The organism is Streptomyces sp. NPDC091371, from assembly GCF_040684275.1.
In the GTDB taxonomy this organism is placed as follows: domain Bacteria; phylum Actinomycetota; class Actinomycetes; order Streptomycetales; family Streptomycetaceae; genus Streptomyces.
This window is the reverse complement of record NZ_JBFBFP010000049.1, coordinates 36,173-55,200: the sequence shown is the minus strand read 5'-3', so window position 1 is coordinate 55,200 and position 19,028 is coordinate 36,173. Positions and strand designations below refer to the sequence as shown.

General features: G+C 71.5%; 17 protein-coding genes and 1 pseudogene. 2 read left to right on the top strand and 16 right to left on the bottom strand.

From position 1 onward, the window contains the following. Together AB0O21_RS34210 and AB0O21_RS34205 are read left to right on the top strand one after the other, a co-directional pair. A pseudogene (locus AB0O21_RS34210) lies at positions 1–1,110 on the top strand (hypothetical protein); the annotation flags it as partial. Between the two features lie 1,381 nt (positions 1,111–2,491). After that, positions 2,492–2,938, top strand: coding sequence for a hypothetical protein (locus tag AB0O21_RS34205; RefSeq protein ID WP_365177784.1), 447 nt, complete (start codon positions 2,492–2,494; stop codon positions 2,936–2,938). Between the two features lie 55 nt (positions 2,939–2,993). Here the strand turns inward: AB0O21_RS34205 and AB0O21_RS34200 are convergent, their stop codons facing one another. The 16 genes from AB0O21_RS34200 to AB0O21_RS34125 all read right to left on the bottom strand — a co-directional run bounded on the left by AB0O21_RS34200 (position 2,994) and on the right by AB0O21_RS34125 (position 18,934). Next, a complete protein-coding gene (locus AB0O21_RS34200; RefSeq protein WP_365177781.1) occupies positions 2,994–6,293 on the bottom strand; it encodes a LysM peptidoglycan-binding domain-containing protein in 3,300 nt (1,099 codons plus the stop codon). Positions 6,294–6,320: 27 nt separating this feature from the next. Beyond that, entirely contained in the window at positions 6,321–6,764 is a 444-nt protein-coding gene (locus AB0O21_RS34195) for a pilus assembly protein TadG-related protein (protein ID WP_365177778.1), read from the bottom strand. A 1-nt stretch (position 6,765) separates the two neighbouring features. Further along, the gene (locus AB0O21_RS34190; protein WP_365177792.1) at positions 6,766–7,218 is read right to left on the bottom strand and encodes a TadE/TadG family type IV pilus assembly protein; all 453 of its coding nucleotides are present in this window, start codon (positions 7,216–7,218) and stop codon (positions 6,766–6,768) included. 14 nt (positions 7,219–7,232) lie between these two features. Then, on the bottom strand, positions 7,233–7,577 hold the full coding sequence (locus AB0O21_RS34185; protein WP_365177775.1) for a TadE family protein: 345 nt from the start codon (positions 7,575–7,577) through the stop codon (positions 7,233–7,235). Between the two features lie 143 nt (positions 7,578–7,720). Next, complete coding sequence (locus tag AB0O21_RS34180) at positions 7,721–7,912, bottom strand: hypothetical protein (RefSeq protein WP_365177772.1); 192 nt, start codon at positions 7,910–7,912, stop codon at positions 7,721–7,723. Positions 7,913–7,933: 21 nt separating this feature from the next. Further along, entirely contained in the window at positions 7,934–8,815 is an 882-nt protein-coding gene (locus tag AB0O21_RS34175; RefSeq protein ID WP_365177769.1) for a type II secretion system F family protein, read from the bottom strand. Continuing rightward, positions 8,812–9,741 (bottom strand): type II secretion system F family protein, encoded by a 930-nt coding sequence (locus AB0O21_RS34170; RefSeq protein ID WP_365177766.1) that lies wholly within the window; start codon positions 9,739–9,741, stop codon positions 8,812–8,814. The genes AB0O21_RS34175 and AB0O21_RS34170 overlap by 4 nt, the downstream gene beginning before the upstream one ends. Then, positions 9,738–11,303: a CpaF/VirB11 family protein gene (locus AB0O21_RS34165; RefSeq protein ID WP_365177763.1), complete on the bottom strand. Its 1,566-nt coding sequence runs from the start codon at positions 11,301–11,303 to the stop codon at positions 9,738–9,740. Before AB0O21_RS34165 ends, AB0O21_RS34170 begins: the two co-directional genes overlap by 4 nt. 3 nt (positions 11,304–11,306) lie before the next feature. Next, entirely contained in the window at positions 11,307–12,116 is an 810-nt protein-coding gene (locus AB0O21_RS34160) for a hypothetical protein (RefSeq protein WP_365177760.1), read from the bottom strand. Continuing rightward, the gene (locus tag AB0O21_RS34155) at positions 12,116–12,835 is read right to left on the bottom strand and encodes an SAF domain-containing protein (RefSeq protein ID WP_365177757.1); all 720 of its coding nucleotides are present in this window, start codon (positions 12,833–12,835) and stop codon (positions 12,116–12,118) included. Before AB0O21_RS34155 ends, AB0O21_RS34160 begins: the two co-directional genes overlap by 1 nt. Before the next feature lie 53 nt (positions 12,836–12,888). Next, a complete protein-coding gene (locus AB0O21_RS34150; protein WP_365177754.1) occupies positions 12,889–13,833 on the bottom strand; it encodes a hypothetical protein in 945 nt (314 codons plus the stop codon). Further along, the gene (locus AB0O21_RS34145) at positions 13,827–14,414 is read right to left on the bottom strand and encodes a hypothetical protein (protein ID WP_365177751.1); all 588 of its coding nucleotides are present in this window, start codon (positions 14,412–14,414) and stop codon (positions 13,827–13,829) included. The genes AB0O21_RS34150 and AB0O21_RS34145 overlap by 7 nt, the downstream gene beginning before the upstream one ends. 368 nt (positions 14,415–14,782) lie before the next feature. Continuing rightward, positions 14,783–14,953, bottom strand: coding sequence for a hypothetical protein (locus tag AB0O21_RS34140; RefSeq protein ID WP_365177748.1), 171 nt, complete (start codon positions 14,951–14,953; stop codon positions 14,783–14,785). Next, entirely contained in the window at positions 14,950–15,858 is a 909-nt protein-coding gene (locus tag AB0O21_RS34135) for a replication-relaxation family protein (protein ID WP_365177745.1), read from the bottom strand. Before AB0O21_RS34135 ends, AB0O21_RS34140 begins: the two co-directional genes overlap by 4 nt. Next, positions 15,855–18,449: an ATP/GTP-binding protein gene (locus AB0O21_RS34130; protein ID WP_365177742.1), complete on the bottom strand. Its 2,595-nt coding sequence runs from the start codon at positions 18,447–18,449 to the stop codon at positions 15,855–15,857. The genes AB0O21_RS34135 and AB0O21_RS34130 overlap by 4 nt, the downstream gene beginning before the upstream one ends. Beyond that, a complete protein-coding gene (locus tag AB0O21_RS34125) occupies positions 18,434–18,934 on the bottom strand; it encodes a hypothetical protein (RefSeq protein ID WP_365177740.1) in 501 nt (166 codons plus the stop codon). Before AB0O21_RS34125 ends, AB0O21_RS34130 begins: the two co-directional genes overlap by 16 nt. Positions 18,935–19,028: the final 94 nt, after the last annotated feature.

The window sequence follows — 19,028 nt, the reverse complement described above, 5'->3', positions numbered from 1 at the left end:
GACCGGCTGATCTACCAGGCCCGCCTGCAGGCCCGTTACGGGCGCAGCTGGCGGCGCAAGGCTCCGGTGGAGGCGCTGATGCCGCTGCGGCTGGCCCGGATCGGCGTGCCGTTGGCGCAGACGGCGCCGGAAGGCCTGTCCGCAGCTGGCATCGACCCGGCGCTGCTGTCGCCCCGGACCGTGCCCGCGGCGCTCGCCCCGGCTGCGGCACCGGCACTCCCCGTTGCCGTTCCCTCCCCGGATGAGGACACGGCCACGGAGCAGGGCCCGGACCCCTCCGTGGACATCGCCGGGGGAGAAGTCAGCGCCGGCGCTTCCCGCTGGGCTCCCGCGGCCGCGCCGGTCGACTTGTACGGGGCCAGCCGGGATTTCATCGGGCAGTTCGGACGCTTCCCGACGGCTGAGCAGCTCGCCGCCTTCATCGCTCAGCGATATGGCGTGACCGACCCGGAGACCGGTGGGCTGCTCGCGGACGAGCTCCTGGAGCCGGTGCTGGCAGACCTCCGCGAGGCCGGCCTCGACCCCGTCGGCGCCCCGGCCGACGACCTTGCTGGAAACCCGGCCGACGTCACGCCTGAGCCGGACGACATGCCGGTGGCCGCGGCCAACGGAACCCCGGCGCCTGCCCGCCAGCCGCACCCCTTCTTCGGGGAGCCGCGTGCGGGAGCGGGGCATGCGGCAGAACTGGCACGCCCCGCGTCAGCCACGTGGGCACCCGTTCCGGCGCCCACCGCCTCGGCAAAGGCCGACGTGCCGATGCACAGCACCTCTGAGCGGCATCGGTCCGCTGACACCTCGGTGCCCGCTCCGGCAGGCGAGGCACAGCCGTGGACTGCTGAGGTGACCGACACCGGCGAAGCCACCGCCCGGGTGCCCCAGCAGCAGACCGACGAGCCCGACGTCGACCCGATCCAGCAGGAGATCGAGCTGGTCGCCCAGTGGCTGACCGAAGCCCAGGACGCAGGAAAGAAGTTGTCCGGAGCTGAGACCGCTCGACGCCTTGGGGTGTCGCCCAAGACGGGCCAGCGCCGCGTCATCGAAGCGGCCAAGCTTTTGGAGGAGCGTCGGCGGCGGCAGGGACGCGCGCACCTGCGGTCGGTCCGCGGCTGACCGACTGGAGCCCCCGTTGGCCGCTGACCGGCGTCGGTCAGCGGTCAATGTCATGCCCGGGATCCCGGGCATGACCGATCTTCCCGTGACCGGGCACGGCGTGACAGGCTCGTGGTGGTCGCGCGACCGGTGACGGATTCGGTGACTAGATCGGTGAGTGACCGGCCATGGCCCATACCGATTGCCAGTCACCGACTGCACGCGATGCGAAGCCTCCCAACCCCTGTTCCTCAGCTGCTGGCCTCAGGGCGAGGCCATCGAAGCGCCGGCGTGTCCAAGGCTTCACCGTGACCGATCTCAGCAGCAACACCGCTGTGACCTGTGGTTTGACCGATGGCCGATGGGCACCGGTCCGCCTGTGACCGATCCGGTGATCGGTGCCTCCCACGTGGTGACCGATCAGGGCGCCGGTGACTGGCGGCCCGTGCTCCCTCCGGGAACCGGTGACCAGTGGGTGCCTGACCGATCCGACGTGGACGGCCGGTGAGCGGCGCGCCATCGGTCACCGGTCACGACCGACGCCTGTTGGCCGGCTATCGGTCACCGGGCTGGTCGTCCTCCGCTCCACCGCCTGCGCGCACGGCGTGGACCGGTGAGTTCGGCGACGACGGCTGGTGAGTAGCTGTGTGCACACCGGTGAGTGGTGACCGATACTGCCGTCGGCGACCGGTGACTGACCACCCCGAAGATCGGTCACCGGTCCGTCGCCGCCCGAACGGGGAGCAGCTGGTGACCGACCCGGCGGCCGCTGACCGGTGACCGATCCCGCTGGTTACCGCCGCTCTCCACGGGGCCGGTGACCGGTAGTGGGCTTGTCGGTCACCGGTCATGACCGATGTGGGGCCGCTGGTCGCCGTGCTTGTCGCCCTCCGCTCCACGCCCAGGCGACGGGCGGGTCGGTGAGTTCGGCGGCGGCGCCCGGTGAGTGGTGACCGGTTCGGGGCGTGACCGACGCAGTGACCGGTGACCGATTCAGTCGGGCGCATCGTGGCCGGTGACCGGTCGGGGGCTCGTCGGCCACCGGCCATGACCGATACCCGGTCGCCGGTCGCAGTGCTGGTCGCCCTTGGAGCCGGTGCCTGCGAGTGAGAGGCGGGCCGGAGAGACCCGTGGCGGCGCCCGCTGAGTGGTGACCGGTCCGGGGCGAAACTGGCGTACTGGCCGGTGCCGATCCCTCTGGTCACCGCCGCCTCCACGGGGCCGGTGACCGGTAGTGGGCTTGTCGGTCACCGGTCATGACCGATGCGAGGCCGCTGGTCATCGGTCAGCAGGTCGTCCCCGGTTCCGGCGTCCAGTGGTGAAGCCGGTGAGTTCGACAACGGTGCCCGGTGAGTGGCGGCGGCTACGCTGACGAGTTCTTCACGACTGGGGAGGCTGTGCGATGAGTTCGGTTCTGGGTGTCGATGCCGATGGCGCCGTGACGGTGCTGCCGTGGCCTGATGACGTGGTGCAGCAAGGTCTGCTGATCCGGGCCGGTGTCGGGGGCCCGGCGGACACCGGGGTCTACCACCGGCGCGCTGTCCTGCACGTCCACGGCAGCGGGCAGAGGGATGGGCTGCCGATGAACCTGGCTGTGTGGGCGCTGGCTTGCGTCTGGCGGGGGATCGAGCTGCCGTACGGGCTGTACGGCGCGGCGGTGGTGACCGGACCGCAGTCCCAGGGCCTCGACGACGACCTGGCCGCCGAGGTCCGAGCCGTCTGCGAGGCGGTCGCGGACGTACGGGCCGAGTGGCGTGGCCGGCCGCCGACCGGGGAGGGGCCCGCCCGCGCCGAGCTCCTTGCGGCGGCCCGGCATGCGCGGGGCACACTGCGCACCACGACGTCCTGATGGTTGTGCGGCCGCGGGAGTGGTCCCGCGGCCCGCTTGTGCCCGCCTTGTTGTGTCAGCGCGCGGATTGGGTGGAGGCGCTCTGACCGGAGAGGACCGCGGTGATGGTGTCCTCGGTGGCAGCCTCCAGATCCAGGTCGAAGGTGCGGGCCATCTGCTGGATGCGGGCGACGGTGCGCCGGATGGCGGCGTCGTTGCCTGCGGCCGCTTCGATGGTCAGCAGGTCGCGGTAGAGGACTTCTGAGGTCTCCTCGACATCCAGGCCCTTGTGGACGATGCGGCGGGCGGCGTCCAGGTCGGGCAGGACTCCGTCGGTGTGCCAGCGGGCCAGGGTGTGGGCGGTGTCGGTGATCCGGGACAGCATGTCCTGGATGACGGGGTCGGCCCAGGGCAGGGTGCGGCCGTCGAACGGCTTGCCGCGCACGAGCCCCATCGCGGTTTCCAAGTCGGCGATGCCGTGCTCGGGGCCGGCGGCCAGCCCCCGCGAGGCCAGCTGCTGGAAGAGCTCCCAGTCGGAGGTGACAGCGGGGTGGAACGTGTACCCGCCGGCGTTCTTGGGCCGGGGCAGCAGGGGCCATCCGTCGTCGGTGAGGCCGATCTGGTTGCGCAGCTCGGAGAGGCGTGAGTGGAGGCTGCGTACGGACCAGGGGTTGACGGGGTCCATGGCCTGGCAGAGGTATTCGGCGCTGCGTCCGGGGCGGAGGTGGATGAGGGCTGCGATGGCGGTGGTGCGGGGGGTGTGCGCGGATCCGAGTCCGCCGGTGATGCGCAGCGGCCCCAGCATCTCGATGCAGACCGTGTCATCGTCGTCAGCTACAGGAGCGGTCCGGGCCGCGGGGACGGGAGCTGGAGTGGCCGACTGGCCAGGGCGGGCGTGCTCGTTCGGCGTGGCGGCGGGGGGCGGGGAGCTGCTGGCGGTGGCCTCGGTGGCCTCGGTGGCGACGGGGGTGGTGGGGGCGAGTCCGGCGAGGAGGGCGGGGAAAGGGTTGCCCGGGTCGTGGGCGTCTTCGCTGGTGACGCGCACGGTCAGGGGCGCTCCGGTGGCGGCCGGCTGTTCGTGGCTTTCGGTGAATTCCCACGCCCCGGTCGCCGGTTCGGGTTCTTGCAGGGATACCTGCAGCGCGTGGACGTACTGCAGGTACTGCTCGTCCGTGATCCGCTGCAGGGTCACGGGTTCGCCGAGTGTGGCGAGGAGGGCGTCCTGGTCGCGGTGGGTGTCGAGGGTTTCGGCGTGGGGGAATGCGCGGCGGGTGGCGGGGGTGGCGGGCAGGACGATGGCGGTGTGCAGGTTGCGGGCGGCGGAGAGCGCGTCGGCGAGCTGGGTGACGTGTTCCTCCTCGCTGTCCGCGGCGCCGACCAGCAGCCAGGGCAGGACCTGCTGGCCGCCGTTCTGGTGTGCTTCGAGGAGGAGTTCGCCGAGGTCGGCGGCGACGGCGGGCAGGTGGGGCATGGCCCGGATCCGTCCTTGGGGGAGCAGGCCGGCGAGGCGGGCCCCGAGTCCGGCGGTGAGGATCTCGCTGTAGTCGGTCCAGGCGCACGAGCCCAGCTCCAGGGCGAGGGCGCGCGCGACTTCGAGGACCTCGTCGCCTTCGCCGTCCAGGAGCAGGACTTTGCAGGTCATGAGGTCGGCCAGCAGCAGACCGGTCTCGGTCGCGCCGAGGGTGACCAGCCCCGGATACGGGGCCAAGACATCCTTCGCCTGGTCGGCGGGCAGCAGCACCGCGTCGGGGTCCAGAGCCCAGGTCCGCGTGTCGGCGCCGCCGGCAAATGGGGCGATGGGTTCGGCGGGTTCGTCCAGCAGGAGGGCAACACCGTCTGCGTCGAGACGGGCGCCGCGCAACGCGGGCAGGTCCCGGCCTTCCTCGTCGGCGTGGTGGGCGAGGGTGCGCAGAGTGCGGTCGAGGAGCTCGATCCCGGCCGGCTCGGACGTCGCGGAGAGGAGTTGTTCGAGGGTGGTGGGGTCGCTGTCCTGGGCGATGGTCTGCCCGGCGCGGCGCTGGCGCTGCTGCAGGATCCGCCGTACGCCCAGCGCCCCGGAAAGGGAGGCGGCCAGCAGGGTTCCGATCCCGGCGACGAGCGCGAGGTTGAGATGGCCTGCGGTGGCTTCAGCCCTCGGGGCGGGCGTCGTGGCGGCATCAGGCGCCGTGTTGGACGGCGATGCCGTCGCCACGGACGGAGTGGTGGACGGGGAAGTCGTCGGCGCAGAGGTCGGGGCTGTCGTGGCGGACGGTGTGGGGGCCGGCTGCGCAGCAGTCGCGGAGGGGGCGGGCTTGGCCGCCGTTGCAGACGGTGCGGGAAGCGGGTCGGACGGCTTCTCGGCGGGGCCTGGATCGGTCCGCGATTCCTGCGGGGCAGACGGGGTCGTGCCGGTGGCGGGCGGGCCGGTGGGCTGGCTGGGGTAGGGCAGGGAGAGTCGCTGGCCGGGGTAGATGAGGTCCGGGTCGGTGAAGGATCCGCCGCCGGGCAGGGGCTTGCCCTTGTTCAGCTCGAAGATCGCCGGGTAGGCGTCGCCGTCGCCGAGCTGCTGCTCGGCGATGTCGGTGAGGCTGTCGCCTTCCCGCACGCTGTACTCGTCGGTGTTTCCGGTCGACGCGGCGGTGGTGTGTCCCTGGGGCTGAAGTCCTTCGGTCTGCGGGAGGTTGGCACCGGCGGGGAGGTGGAGGATCCATCCGGGCTGGATGGGCAGCTGGGCGTGGAAAACGGTGCCGTCGGCCATGATGCGGCCCTCGTTGAGGGCGGCGATGTCCTCCCAGCACTGGCCGTCGCCCAGGGTGGTCTCGGCGATCGACCACAGGCTCTCGGCGGGCCGCACATCGCGCACCCTATGTGTCACCGCCGCGCTCTCACCGGCCGGCGTGGCGGCGTGGCCACTGCCGGTCTGGGTGTCGGCTACGGCGGGAGCACTCACGCTCACCGCCGGGGCGGTGGGGGCCGCGGAGGCGGGGGCGGCGAGGGCGGTGGTGGCCGGCAGGCCAAGCAGCACGGCGCCGACGAGGGCGGCCGCGGCCCGCTGTCCGACCAGGCCGCGGATCTGCGGGGCGGCGCGGCCGCGGAGCTGCGCCGGGATCTCCAGCAGCACCGCGCACGCGAACAGCGCCCAGCCGACCCATCCGGCCACGGCGAGAGCGAGGAGGAACACCTGTCCGGAGTCGTCGGTGGAGAACAGGGAGCCGAGGGCGGCGAGTCCGGGCGGGCCGACGATGGAGGTGGCCCACCACAGCAGCGCCGGCAGGCCGGCCAGCAGCGCGAGCAGGACGGCCAGGCTGAGCAGGCCGCGCAGCAGGGCGGCCGCGGTACGCATCCCGCTCGCCCGGCCGGGGCCGGGTGGCTTGCGGGTGGTGGTGGGCTTGGGCATGAATCGGGCCCCTTCTTGCGCGGGTTGCTATTCGGGCTGGGTGACGCCGTGCAGCAGGCGGGCGGTGCCGTGGCCGGTGACGTCCATGGATCCGATCCCGACGACGGACAGGAGCGTGGTCGGGTAGGCGTCGTTCACGGTGACCGTCAGCTGGGTTCGGTCGCCGGTGAGGCTGACGGTGCCCTGGGTGCCGGCCCGGGCGAGGTAGGCGTAGGCGGCGGCCTGGGCGGCTTCGGGGTCGATGCGGATCTGTGTGCCGGTGACGGCGGAGGCGGGATCGATGGCCTGCCCGGCGGCGCGGGCGGCTTCCATCGCGACCGCGTCGGCGCGTTCGGTGGCGCGGAGTTTGCCGCCGCCGTCGATGGCCAGGCCGATGATGCCCAACAGGGCGACGGTGACGATCGCGGTGTAGATGGCGATCCCGCCCTCGTCGTTACGCGGCCGCGCGCGGAATGTGGTCGGGGCCTGCATGTCAGGACTCCCTTGAGCGGTAGGCGTCGACGATGGAGGTGAACGAGCTGGTCATGGTCTTGCTCCCGGGAACGCCGGGCAGCAGCAGGTCGGAGAGTGGAACGGTGCAGGAGATGGTGACGGTGACGGTGCCGACCTGGCCGAGCGGGACGGCCAGCCCGGAGGAGTCGATGCTCGTCGATGTCGAAGCGCAGCGGATGCCTTGGTCGTTCAGGGAGCGGGCGGCTGCGGCAGAGGCTTCGGCTTGGGCGCTGGTGTAGGTGCGGGAGATGGATGCGGCGCGGGCGGCGTCCTCGGCGGCGGCGTCGACCTTGGCTCCGGAGGTGACGATCCGGCCTCCGGCGATGGCCATGCACAGCAGCATCAGCAGCAGGGGGGTGACGATCGCGGCGGTGATCGCCTCGCTGCCCCGGTCTTCCCGCAGCCGGTCCCGCCAGAGCGCGGGGACCGGGATGGGGCGCAGGACGGTCACGGTGTGGTCCACCGTTCCCGCGGCGCGGACGCGGACTGGGACACGGACAGCCCTTCGATGCCCGGGAGCATGGAGGGCGCGCTGCCGGTGACCGTCACGCTGACCTCGGTTGCCGTACTGCCGGCCGTACTGACAGTGGAGTTGCGCAGGCTGTCGCCCGCGATCCGGCCGAGTGTCTCGCGCGCGCGGGCCGCGCCCGCGCCCTCGGGGGCCTGGTAGGTGCGGGCGGCGGCGACGCCTTCGCGTGCGGCGGTCAGGGCGATGTTGCGGGCGTGGACCCACATCGAGGCCTGCACCACGGCCACCGTGACCATGATGACGAACGGGAACACGATCGCCATCTGGATCGATGACTCCCCCCGATCCGTCCAGCCCCATCCCCTGCTGGTGGCTTGGGGTCCGGCCGGCTGCGGCCGGGCGCTGCTGCTGGACTGCATCGGTGTCCTCCTCTCCGTGGGTGTCCGCTGCCTGGGCCGTGGTGGTCTCAGACGCCGGAGAGGCTGGTGTTGTAGCGGGCGATGACGACCGCGATGGTTCCGGCGATGGCGAGAGCGCCCGCGGTCGCGGCGACCCAGATGATGATGGTGGTGATCGAGATGTCGCCCCGGTCGTCGCGGCCGCCCTCCTCGATGCGGGACTTCAGCCACTGGGTGGCGCGGATGACGTACTTGGTCATGACGGACTCCTTGCTTCGGGTTCAGGTGTTGAGCATGCGGATGATGGCGGGGAAGGCGATCAGGAGCATTACCAGGACGGCGAGGAGCGCGCCGGGGGCGGTCATTTTCTCGCTGTCGGCGTTGGCCTCGGCTGCCTGCGCGGCGAGGAGTTCGGTGCGCAGGTTCTTCGCCCGGGAGCGCAGCGTGGCGTAGACGGAGGCTCCGTCGTCGGCGGACTGCCGCATGATCGCGGCCAGATCGTCGAGGACGGGCAGGTCGAGTTCGGCGGTCAGGCGGGCCAGGGACTCCCAGTGCGGCACCTTGTCCACGCGCGAGCGGGCCAGCGCACCCTGGATGCGGAGGAACGCCCAGCCGTGGCCGACCTGGGCGGCCTGTTCCATGGCCTGCTCGGCGGAGACGTTCCCGGCCCGGCGCAGTGCGACGAGGTCGAGGTAGGCGGCCATGGCGTGCGCGAACTCGGCGCGGGCGCGCTTGGCCTTGTCGCGCAGGGCCAGGTCGGGGGTGAACCACAGCACGGTGGCGGCGAGGATCCCGACGATGGCGGGGAGGTAGAGCGGCAGGCCCAGGAGCAGGAAGGGGATCGTGGACAGCGGCGGCAGCAGCAGCCCGCCTGTCGCGAGCGCGACTTTCGTCAGCAGGAACCTGCCCGGCGTGGAGCCGGTCAGGGCGAGGTCCTTGTACGAGATCCGCACCCCGGGCACGTCCGCGAGGCGCTCGACCAGCCACGCTCCCCATTGCTCGTCCCGGTCCGCCGGGAGCGTTGATGTGGCGGGCGGGGCGGGGTTGTTCAGGCGGCGCAGTGCCGGGCCGAGGGCGGGCGCTGGGCGCAGGACTTCCCGGATCAGGAGCGCCGTCCCGGCGCCGATCGTCGCGCCGGACAGGATCGCGGCTACGGGCATCATGCCCCCACCTCCTCGCTCTCGTGCTCGGCAAGCGGCGCGGCGGCGGGTGCGACGGCGCTTGTGGGGTCGGCGACCAGGAAACGGGGGACGGGCTTGTGGTCGGCGATCTGCCGCATCAGCGCGAGCACGCCGACGAACCCGGCCGAGAGCGCGGCGAGGACCAGCTGACCGAGGAGTGTGCCGTAGGGGGCGGTGTAAGAGGGGACGAGCAGTCCGGCGCCCGCGACACCGAGAGTGATGATCGTCATCCACCGCATCGTGGTCCGCGGTTTCGCCCGGTCGGCCTCGATGGCCCGGCGGCGGGCCACCTCCTCGTGGACGGACTCCGCGAGATCGTCCAACGCCTGGGCCAGGCCCGGTCCCCGGTCCGCAGCGGACAGGACCAACGCGGCCACGACCTTGTCGGCCGTCACATCGTTCAGCGCGTCGCCGAACAGGCGCAGGGCATCGGTGGGCCGCCAGCCGACCTGAAGCCGGTCGACCAGATCACCGACCTCGCCGGCGATGTCGTCGGGGCACCCCTTGCGGGAGATATGCAGGGCCTCGTCAAGCCCCCGGCCGAGCCGCAGCACGTTGGCCAGGCGCTGCGTCCAGTCGCCGAGCGCCTCCAGCTTCCCGATCCGGGCCGCCGCCGATTTGGTCGGCGACAGCAGCCACGGCACCCCGATCACCGCCAGGAGAACAAGCGCACCGGCGACGAACACGCCCGTCACCAGCCACAGCACCACTCCGGCGACCGCGCCCGCCGCAAGGCGGGTACGCCGCGCCATCGGTTCGTCCCGGCCGGCCAGGCGCCTCCCGGCCCGGATACGGGCGGCCACCGTCGGCCCCTTGGGGGCGGTGGTCCCGATGACGCCCATGACCAGCCCAACCAGCCCGCCCGAAAGGGCGAGCCCAGCCACCACCCACAACAACAGTGCAGTCACAGCCCAGCCCCCTCGTCGACCATGAGGGGCAGGGCCGCGCTCCAGGCTCCGCCGGGTGCACCGAGCAGCGCCGCATCGAACCCGGCACGGCGCAGGTCGTTGATGCAGCGTGGCTGCATGAACGGCACCGCCCGGTGCTCGCCCCACTCCGGACGCGGCCCGAAAATCTGGTTCGTCTCGGGCCGGCCGCCCTCGCCGATGCCGGTGACCTCAAGGACGTGGGAGACGAACCGGTGCCGGTGCCCGCCGATCTTCGTCTCGTCGATGGAGGACACGAACACGATGAAGTGCAGCCCGTTCGCGGCCTGCCGGTACGCCAGGGCCTCGGACATGTTGGCCTGGGCGAGGAGGTAGAGCTCGGCGATCCGGTCGAACACCACGCTCGGGTGGATGGCGTGCAGGGTGCACAGATTGCCGCCGGCGCCGTTGGTCATGGCCTGCAGCATGGCCACGATCTCAGGACCTCGGACCTCACCGACCACGATCCGCGTCAGCGTCATCCGCAGAGCCCGGTACATCAGGTCCATGAGCGTGATCTCACCGGCGGCCTGCCCGCCGACCATCTCGCCGTTGGACTCGCGTGCCTCCATCGGCACGACCTGCCGGTGGTGCCCGTTCTCGTGGGCGAACAGCTCGTACTCGGTCTCCAAAGTGGCGAACCGCTCGTCGGGGTCGATCTCCCGCAGCAGCGCCCGCAGCAGCGTCGTCTTCCCGGCAGCCTGCCCGCCGACGACCATGACGTTCTTCTCCGCGCGGACGCACGCCCGCAGGAACTGCTCAAGGGTCGTGTCGAGCATGCCACGGCCGACGAGCTCGGGAAGATCCGCATGGCGCATGCTGTGGCGGCGGATCGTCACGTACGTACCCGGGGTGACGTCGATGACGGCCTGGAGCCGGGAGCCGTCGGACAAGCGCAGTGCGAGGAACGGATCGGCCGTGGACAGGCTGCGTTCGGCCTGCCCGGTCGTACGGCGCGCGAGGTCGCGCAGCAGCTCGCGCAATTCTTCGTCCGAGTCGGCGACCGGCGCGACCCGGATGCGGCGGCCGTCGGTGAAGTCCAGCCACACATCCGTGTAGCTGTTGATGAAGATGTTCTCCACCAGCGGGTTGTCCAGGTGCTGCTGGAGCCGGCCCGCCCGGAACTGGAGATCGAACACGGCCTGGGCGATGGCCGCGTCCTCGGTCGCGGTGGTGGCCGAACCGCGCTTGACGGCCTCGGCATCCGACCAGACCGCCACCTGCTCGTTGATTAGGTGACGGCCCTGCTGCTCCTGCGCAGCCGTACTCATTCCGGGCCGCATCCGCAGGAGTTCGGTCAGCCGCTCACCGACCTCCTTCTTGATCAGCCGCACCGCCGCATAGTCCACCGACAGCGCCGCCGAAGGAGTCGCCGGCGCGGGCAGGACGACGTGAGGGGCAGCAGCCTGCATGCTCCCGCTCCAACTGCCGGCCCCGACGGGCCCGTGCGGCGCCGGCACCTGCGGCGGGGCCGCGAGGCGCGCCTGAAGCGAGCCGCCCACCGGGGCGACCTGGGGGTCGTGGTGCAGGGGGTTAGCGCGCACCGGTCACCCCCGTCCCACAGCGGCCGGTGCGGGAGGCGGCGGCGCGAGACGGGAGCGGCGGATCGCAACCAGCTCCTGAACCCGCACCGCGGCCGACCGCGCCGAGCGCATCAGCTCACTCGACTCGAACCGGCGCGGCTGCTCCGCCCCGTCCGACAGCACCCGCGCCTCCGTCGGGCGCCACGGCAGCACCGCCACCACCGGCACCCCCAACGTCTTGCGGACCTCCTCCTTCGAGAACGGCCCCTCGTCGACCAGCAGCAGACCCAGCTCCACCGCCTGGCCGAGGAGTTCACGCAGTGCGGTCAGCCGTACCTGCGCGCTCTGCAGGCTGCGCAGCGTCGTACGCGCCACCATCAGCACCACATCCGCCCGCTGGGCGAGCACAGCGGACACCCCGAACGCGCCGCGCCTGCCCAGGTCGACCAGGACGTCGTGCTGGTGCGCCTCGATACCCGCAAACATCCCGGCGAGCGGCTTCCACACCGGCTCCATCGCGGAGGCGTGCGCCGGGTCGTAGAGGCCGGGCAGGACCAGCCGGTCCCGGGTCTGCTCGTCGGTGACATCCACCAGCTGCCGCCAGAACGCCTCACCCAGCTGCCCCTGCCGACCCGCCACCGCGAGATTCCGCATCCCATGCGAATTGTCCAACGTTCCCTGTAGAGCGCCGGGCAGGATCGCACCACCGTCCGGATCGGCCTCAGCGAGTACCACCCGCTGGCCTTCCAGCAGTGGCCACGTCATCAGCAGCGCCATCGCCGACGTCGTCACCCCCGGCGCGCCAAGGCCTCCGGCCAGCGCGATGACGGCCATCAGCTGCCTTCCCGCGGAGCGAGGATCAGTGCGACCGCACCCGTCGCCACCCGCGCGGCCAGGGCGGGCCCGTCGGCCGCAGGTACCGCGACGTCGACGACCACGACCCCGGTCGCCGGGACCGGCTGGCCGACGGCAACCACCGTCGCGGTCTGCGTCTTCGGCGCCGGTGACGCTCCCGTGTCCGTCGGCTTTCCACCACCGGCCTGCGCGGGATCCGGCGTCGACACGATCAGAACCTTCTGCCCCGGGGCGAGACGGCTCGCGGGCAGTTGCGACGGCTTCAAAGCCACGCCCACCAGCTGCTCACCCGCCTTGATGAGCGACTCGGCGGTGACCTGGCCGGGAGACAGCAGCGATCCCGCCTTCAGTGCGACCGCGGCCCGCTGCCCGACCAGTCCCGGCTTCTTCGCCACCGCTACGGCCTTGACGGCCGGGTCCAGAGCCAGCGACGCCGGCGCGAGATCCGCATCCGTGATCGCCGCGCCCACCGGCACATCCCGCGCCACCACCAGCACAGCGGTCCGCTGCCCGGACGCGGTGAACAGGAGCGCCCCGGACAGGCCTCCGGCCGCGATCAGCGCGACGGACAGGGCGATCAGACCCGGGCGGCGGCGCCGTTGCCGAAGAACGCGCGGCGCTGCCGCAGGCACGGAGCCCGGACCGGCAGGGGGTAGAACGGACGCCTGACCCGGCACCGGCGTGGTGGTCGTGCTCACGTGCACTGCCTCCAAAGAGGAGAAGGGGAAAGTAGAGGAGAGCGGGTGGGGGCCTACTGGCCGACGACCTGGAGTTCGCCGATCAGCACCGGCACATCAGAGGTCCGCGTGGTGGTCAGGTCGCCCTGCTGGCCCCCGCCGACCCAGTGCACCGCCCAGGTCGTCGTCGCGGTCACGGTGTACCCCCCGACACGGGAGTAGCCCGGCATCCCGCACTGGCCGTTGGCCGTACTCGGAGGGTTTAGCCCGAAGGTCGCGCTGTACGGCGTTCCCGGGAATGGGCAGGAGACGGTGGTGCCGTTCCCGAAGTTCCACACGACGTTCTGCACGGTCGCCGTCGCCGTCACCGTCACGCCGAGCGCTGTAGCGCTCGCCGATGTCGGCCCGGTCGTCTGCGGGCTCGGCCCGTTCCACACCCACACAGGCACCCCCACGGTTCCAGTGCCGCCGCGCTTGGGCGCGATACCGATGTCAGCGCCGAGTAGCCTCATCTTGGTGACCGCTTCCTCGGCCAGGGCCGCGAGGTTCGGACCGCCGCCGTATCCGGGAGGAGGGTTCTGGAACCAACGAAGCCCGCCCATCAGCGGCTGGCCCGGGCACTGGCCGTTGTACACGGCACCGTCCCCAGGAGCGTGTCCGGCCCACACGGGATCGTCAGCCGGCGGCTGCGGATCCCACAGCAGCCAGTAGCAAGAAGTCGTCGCGTCAAACCAGCCGGACTCGCTGTGGCATGGCACTTCGAACTGACCGCCGGACCCGTCTCGGGCCATGCACTTGGCGGAACTGCCACCGCCACCCCCGGTTCCGCCGCCGTCACCGGGCTTGCCGTCATTGCCGGGCTTCGGAGGCTTCCGGCCGCCGGAGTAGATGTCGCAAACTGTGGCACCCGGCGGACAGTAGGTGCCGGGCTTGGGTTCGTTTGCTGCCGCTGAGTCGACGAGCAGAAATAGAGCCAGTGTCACGCTGGCCGTGAGGCCGCGCATTGTTCTGCTCAGCACAGCTGATCCCTGGAGATCTCGAAATCGCGGATCTGCCAAGCCCCACCGATCTTGAGAGCAGTGTAGGAAGCGACGTGGCGGCGGTTCTTGTCCAGTGTTCCCACTGGCTTGCCGTTTTCCTTCTCGACCTGGATGTAGTTGGTGCTGTCGATGCAGTCGGTGATGGTTGCGCTCGGGGGCTTAGCAGCCGTGTCCATGGCAGTGACCTTCGGCGACAGGACCGGTGCTCCTGTCATGACGAAGCCGTTCTCCGCGTAGTAGATCTGGGTGGCTTGGACCTTCGCGTACGCCTTGTCCGTGCCTACGGTCTCGATGCCGGTGTTCTTCATCGAACCGGTCGAGTATGCCTTCAGCGATGCATCCCAGAAGGTGCGGTACACGTCGAGCAGAGCGTTCTTCTCGGCTTCCTGAGGGTCGGCTGAGGGGCTGGGCGACGCGCTGGGGCTGGAGGGAGCGGGCGAGGCCGTCGGCTCCTTGGTGCAGCCTGCCGTGACAACCGTGATGGTCGCGGCGACGGCGGCGGCTGTGAAGAGCCGTCGGTGCCGGGTGGTGCGGGTGTGGTGCTGGCCTGCAGTTGTCACGTGGGTACCCCCGGTTGTCACCTTGCCGGACAGACGGTGATCGGTGTGGCTCGTCCGGTCCCGTCGTCGCTGATGCAACGGTGTTCGCGTCGTCGCTGTGGGTTGTACAGCGCACCCTACGACGACAAGGCCTGGGCTTCTATGGTGTTCTTGGGGTACGGGTGGCCCATCGCCCGTGTTTGCCCATAAATGCCGGTCAGTCAGATACCAATACTCCTTCCGGGGTGCGCCATCCGTCTTGGATGCCGGGATGATGGGAGGCGGTGGCCACTTTCGCTAGGCCCTGGCTGAAATGCGTCAAGCTGGCTTGTTCTTTGCGGTTGGCAAGGGTGAGGGGGTCGCTTCCGGCGCCGACTCCGCGGTGGCGGTCAGTCCCAGCCGAACGCGTACTCCTCGTAGGAGTCGACCAGGCCGTTTTCGATGAGGGCTTCGCGGTGGGCGAGCTGGCCCATGAGGTCGTCGTGCTCGCGCTGGCACTCCTGCCAGTCGGCGGCTTCGTCTGCCGACAGGCCCGGCTGCTGGGCTCGGTGGTTGGTCACAGCTCCATCCATCCGCGGGGTTCGGCGTCGCCGGCGAGGGGTGTCCAGACTGGGTTGCTGGGTCCGCGTTCTTCTAGGTCCTCGAGGACAGCGGCGCCCAGGGGGACGTGGGCGGCGAAGCGGGTGACCAGTTCGTGGTCGGCGGTCATGCGGCGCAGGTCGGTGATGCGGTTGGTGAGGGTGGTGCGGGATGCGCCGGTGAGGATGAACAGGACGCGGGGGAAGCGCGGGTAGAAGCGCTGCCAGGCGTACGTGGCAGCCTGGTCGGCGACGGTCTGGCGGCGGCCGGCCTGCTGGGGGGTGTAGTCGTGGAGGCGGGCGTAGGTGATGAGCTTGCGGGACAAGCGCTCACTGCTCATGGTGGTGCGGTCGATTTCCACGAAGGCCCGGTAGTGGCGTCGGCGGGGCGTGGTGGCGGTGTAGTGGAAGACGGCGTCGGCGACGAGGCGGTCTTCGCCTCCGGTGTCGGGCAGGCGGTGGGTGACCTCGGGGGTCCAGTCCAGCGGCTGGTACTCGTCTGCCCGGCGGCGGGCATCGGCGAGGAACGCGAGGTGCGCGCGGACGCCGGTGAGGGCGTGCGCGGCACGCAGCGCGGCCGCGGTCGGTGAGGTGATCAGGTCGAGGTGACGGCCGCGGAGTTCGGGCCAGTCGCCCACGGTCTGGAGGCCGGCGGGGGTCAGGAAGTGCGCCTGCAGGCCGCTGCGGGCGCCTAGGACAGTGCGGGTGATCAGCCCATCCGTACGCAGGGGGACGAGCACTTTGTGGATCTTCTTGGACGGGGTGTGGGGCATGAGCATCTGGTGGAGCTGGGTGGTGGCCAGCAGGCGGTGCTGGGCGATCAGGGCCAATGCCTGATGGGCATAGGTGTCGCTGCTGTCGGGCTGGATCACGGCGGCCGTGGTCACGCGAAGTGCTCCTGGGTTGCGGTAGAGGTGTGGCTGTCGGTGGCGCGGGGTGTCAGGCCGGAGAGGAAGGCGATGACGGTCTCCTCCTGGGCGAGGGCCAGGGCCGTGAGCTGCGACAGGGGCCGGGCGCCGGCGTTGCCGAGTGCGGCCTGCTGCAGGGCGTCGGTCCGGTTGGCTCGGGCCAGGGGCCGGAAGACTTCGGCGAGTTCGGGGCCGCGGATGTGCAGCGGGCCGATGCGGGTGCCGGCGATGGTGAAGGAGGCGTAGTGCTGCCAGCGGTCCAGGGCGGCGACGTCCTCGGCACTCACGGTGGTTCCGGGCCACTGGCTGGTGATCTGGGAGATCGCTTCGGTGGATCCTGCGGTGGTGGACAGGCATGAGGCGTTTTGGAGCAGGGCGGCGCGGGTGGCGGGGTTCAGCCGGTGGAGGAGCTGGGTCATGCCGTGCAGCCGGCATCCGAACTTCCGTAGCTGCTCAGTGATCTCCGCGATCACGGTGGAGGCTCCGGCGTCGAGGGAGATCAGCTCGTCCAGGTAGAAGCGGAACGGTGAGCGCTTGTGTTCGGGGAGGTCACGGCGGGACAGGCCGGCCCGCAGGAAGTCCCGCACGATCAGCGTGACCAGCATCCGGTCAGTAGGCCCGGTCCCCGGCGGGCAGATCCACACCACGTGGGACTCATCCATGGCCCGCCGCATGTCGTACCCGCTGACCGGGCATCCCAGGAACGCGCGGGTGACGGGGTTAGCGCCGAGCCGCTCGAGCGGGTTGAGGACGGTCAGCAGACCGTCCTTGGGCAGGTCCGCAAAGCTCGTCGTCCACCACCGGCGCGCCTCGTCGTCCAAAGCCCGCAGCACCAGACGCCTAAACGACGGCACGGTCAGCAGGGGCCGGATCTGGAAGATCGTGGCCTGCGCCTCCGGCTTGCCCGCAGCCACGGCTTCGCAGTTGACGGCGACGAGTGCTTCGACGGCCTTGGTCAGGATCGTCAGCGCACGCGGCGCTGCGATGTCGTCCCACCCCAGGGCGGTCGCGAAGGAGTCGACGACGGCGGCCGCGACCTCATACGGGCGCTGCCCGCCGCCCATGTCCAGCAGATTCCAGCAGCCCAGCAGCTCGTCCGGGCCTGACACGGTGAGGTCGAACAGGGCGATCCTGTCCATGATCTGGTTGTGGGCGAGGTAGCGGGCGACGTCGGCGAAGGAGTCGCCGTGCGGGTCCACGAACGCCAACCCCCGCCCGTTGTGGGCGCTGGCGACGGCGTGGACCTGAGCGCGCATCGTCTTGCCCCAGCCGGCCTTCCCGGACTGGACCTCGAAGAGGGTGTCGTCCTCGTGGGTGGCCAGCAGCCGCTCCCGCCCGTCCCCACCCCGGTACCAGCCCTGCGGCAACAGATCCGCCCCCGGCACATAGGTCGGCATCTCGGTCTCGGAGACCGGCATCCGGGCTGCCGCGGTGGGGGGCTTCAAAAGGCCGGCCAGCTCCTCGATCCGCGCCCACCCGCTGCGCGCGGGCCGCATCAGCGCGCGGCTCCACTGCTCGTCGAAGCGGCGCCGCCACGGCCAGGCATCCGGCCCGACACGCAGCGGCCCCAGCGACCAGCCCTGCGAGCTGAGCCGGGAGGCACCGGCGTACACGTCCATGGAAGCGTTGACCAGGGCGAGGAGCTGCTCGGCGCGGCCTTGGGTGTTGGAGGCGCAGCGGACCAGGACCTGCACCCGCATGAGGCCGGCGCCGTCGGCGAGGTTGCCCACGGCCCGCTCGGCGTTGACATGCTGCGGCCGCGGCGGCATCACCACCCGTCCGCGGCCCTGCCACTGCGCGGGGTCGAGCAGAGCGCGCAGGGACAGCGACGCGCTGCCGGCGATTTCGGAGTCCAGCGCGCGGGCCTCACGGGCGGCCTCGCGCCGGGCTTTTGCACGCTGTTGGCGCAGGATCTGCTGTCGGCGCAGCGCGACGTGCCAGCGTGGGGCGGGGGAGAGGTCGAGGCACACCTCGGCGAGATCGCCGAGCTCCGCGCGGACCGAGGCGACGGCGTCGACGAGGGGCTGCAGCGGGTCGGGCTCCAGGGGCACCTCACGAAGCGCCGCCCCCGGCTTCCCATGCAAGGTCAGCACGGCGCGCACGACGTGGGTGCGTTGCTTGTCGGCGACCGGCGCGGCCGCGGTGACGGTCACGTGTGGTCCGAACGGGGAGCGTGCGAGGAGGGCCCCGGCCGCGGCGGGGGCTTCGATCCGGTAGGCGAGGGGGCGGCTGCCGTCGGCGCGCAGGCGCACCCGCAGGGTGCGGGCCCGGCGCGGTGTCCACCATGGCCCCGCCCCGGCGGCGCGGATCAGCTGCATCCCCTGCCGCCAGATCTCCTCCTCCCCAGGCGTGAACCGAGTGGACTGCACCAGCTCCAGATACGTGCGCTCGGCCGAGGCCTTGGCGGCCAGCCGCTGCTGGAGCATCTCCCAGCCGATCAGCAGCACGCCGATGACGAGGGCCAGCCACCACAGGTTGGCGAGCACCCAACTCCCGGCCGCCCACAGGGCAGTCACGACGCCGGTGGCGGTGTCGATGGCATCTGCCGCGAGGGTCAGGTTCGGGTCCATGTTCCATCTCCGTTCTGGGTGAAGTGGACGGCGGCCGGCCGTCCGTCCAGGAAGGTCCCGGCCGGGTCGGCGCCGGCCCACACCAGCCGCACCACCGCCCCACGGCCGCTTTTGCGGCGGGCGGTTGCGGCCTGGATCCGCACCTGCGTGTACCGGCCTGTCTCGGCCAGCCACGCCGTCCGCCCTTCGCGCAGCAGCAGCGCCTCGTCGGAGGCCGGAAGGTCAGCCGGGGAGGCGGCGTCCATGACCTGCTGGATGATCGGGTCCGCGGCCTCGCCGGATCCCGGCGGCGGCAACTCACCGCGCCCGGCAGGGGTAAGGGACCCGGGCGCCACCGGCGCTGCCAGCGCTGAGGGCGATGGCGAGGCCGCGGTCGGGGCCGCGGTCGGGGACGTCGTCGCCGGGCCGGAGAGCGGCTCGGTGCTCCTGGTCGCCCCATCCCCGATGGCCTCCTTGGAGGTCATGCCCGACGTCGCGGCGGCCATCGTGGCAGTGGACCGCGGTCCGGCAGGGGCCTGAGCGCGCGGCGTTGGCGCCTCGGTGTGTGGGCCCAGGCCTGCATAGAGGAGGGCGGCTCCA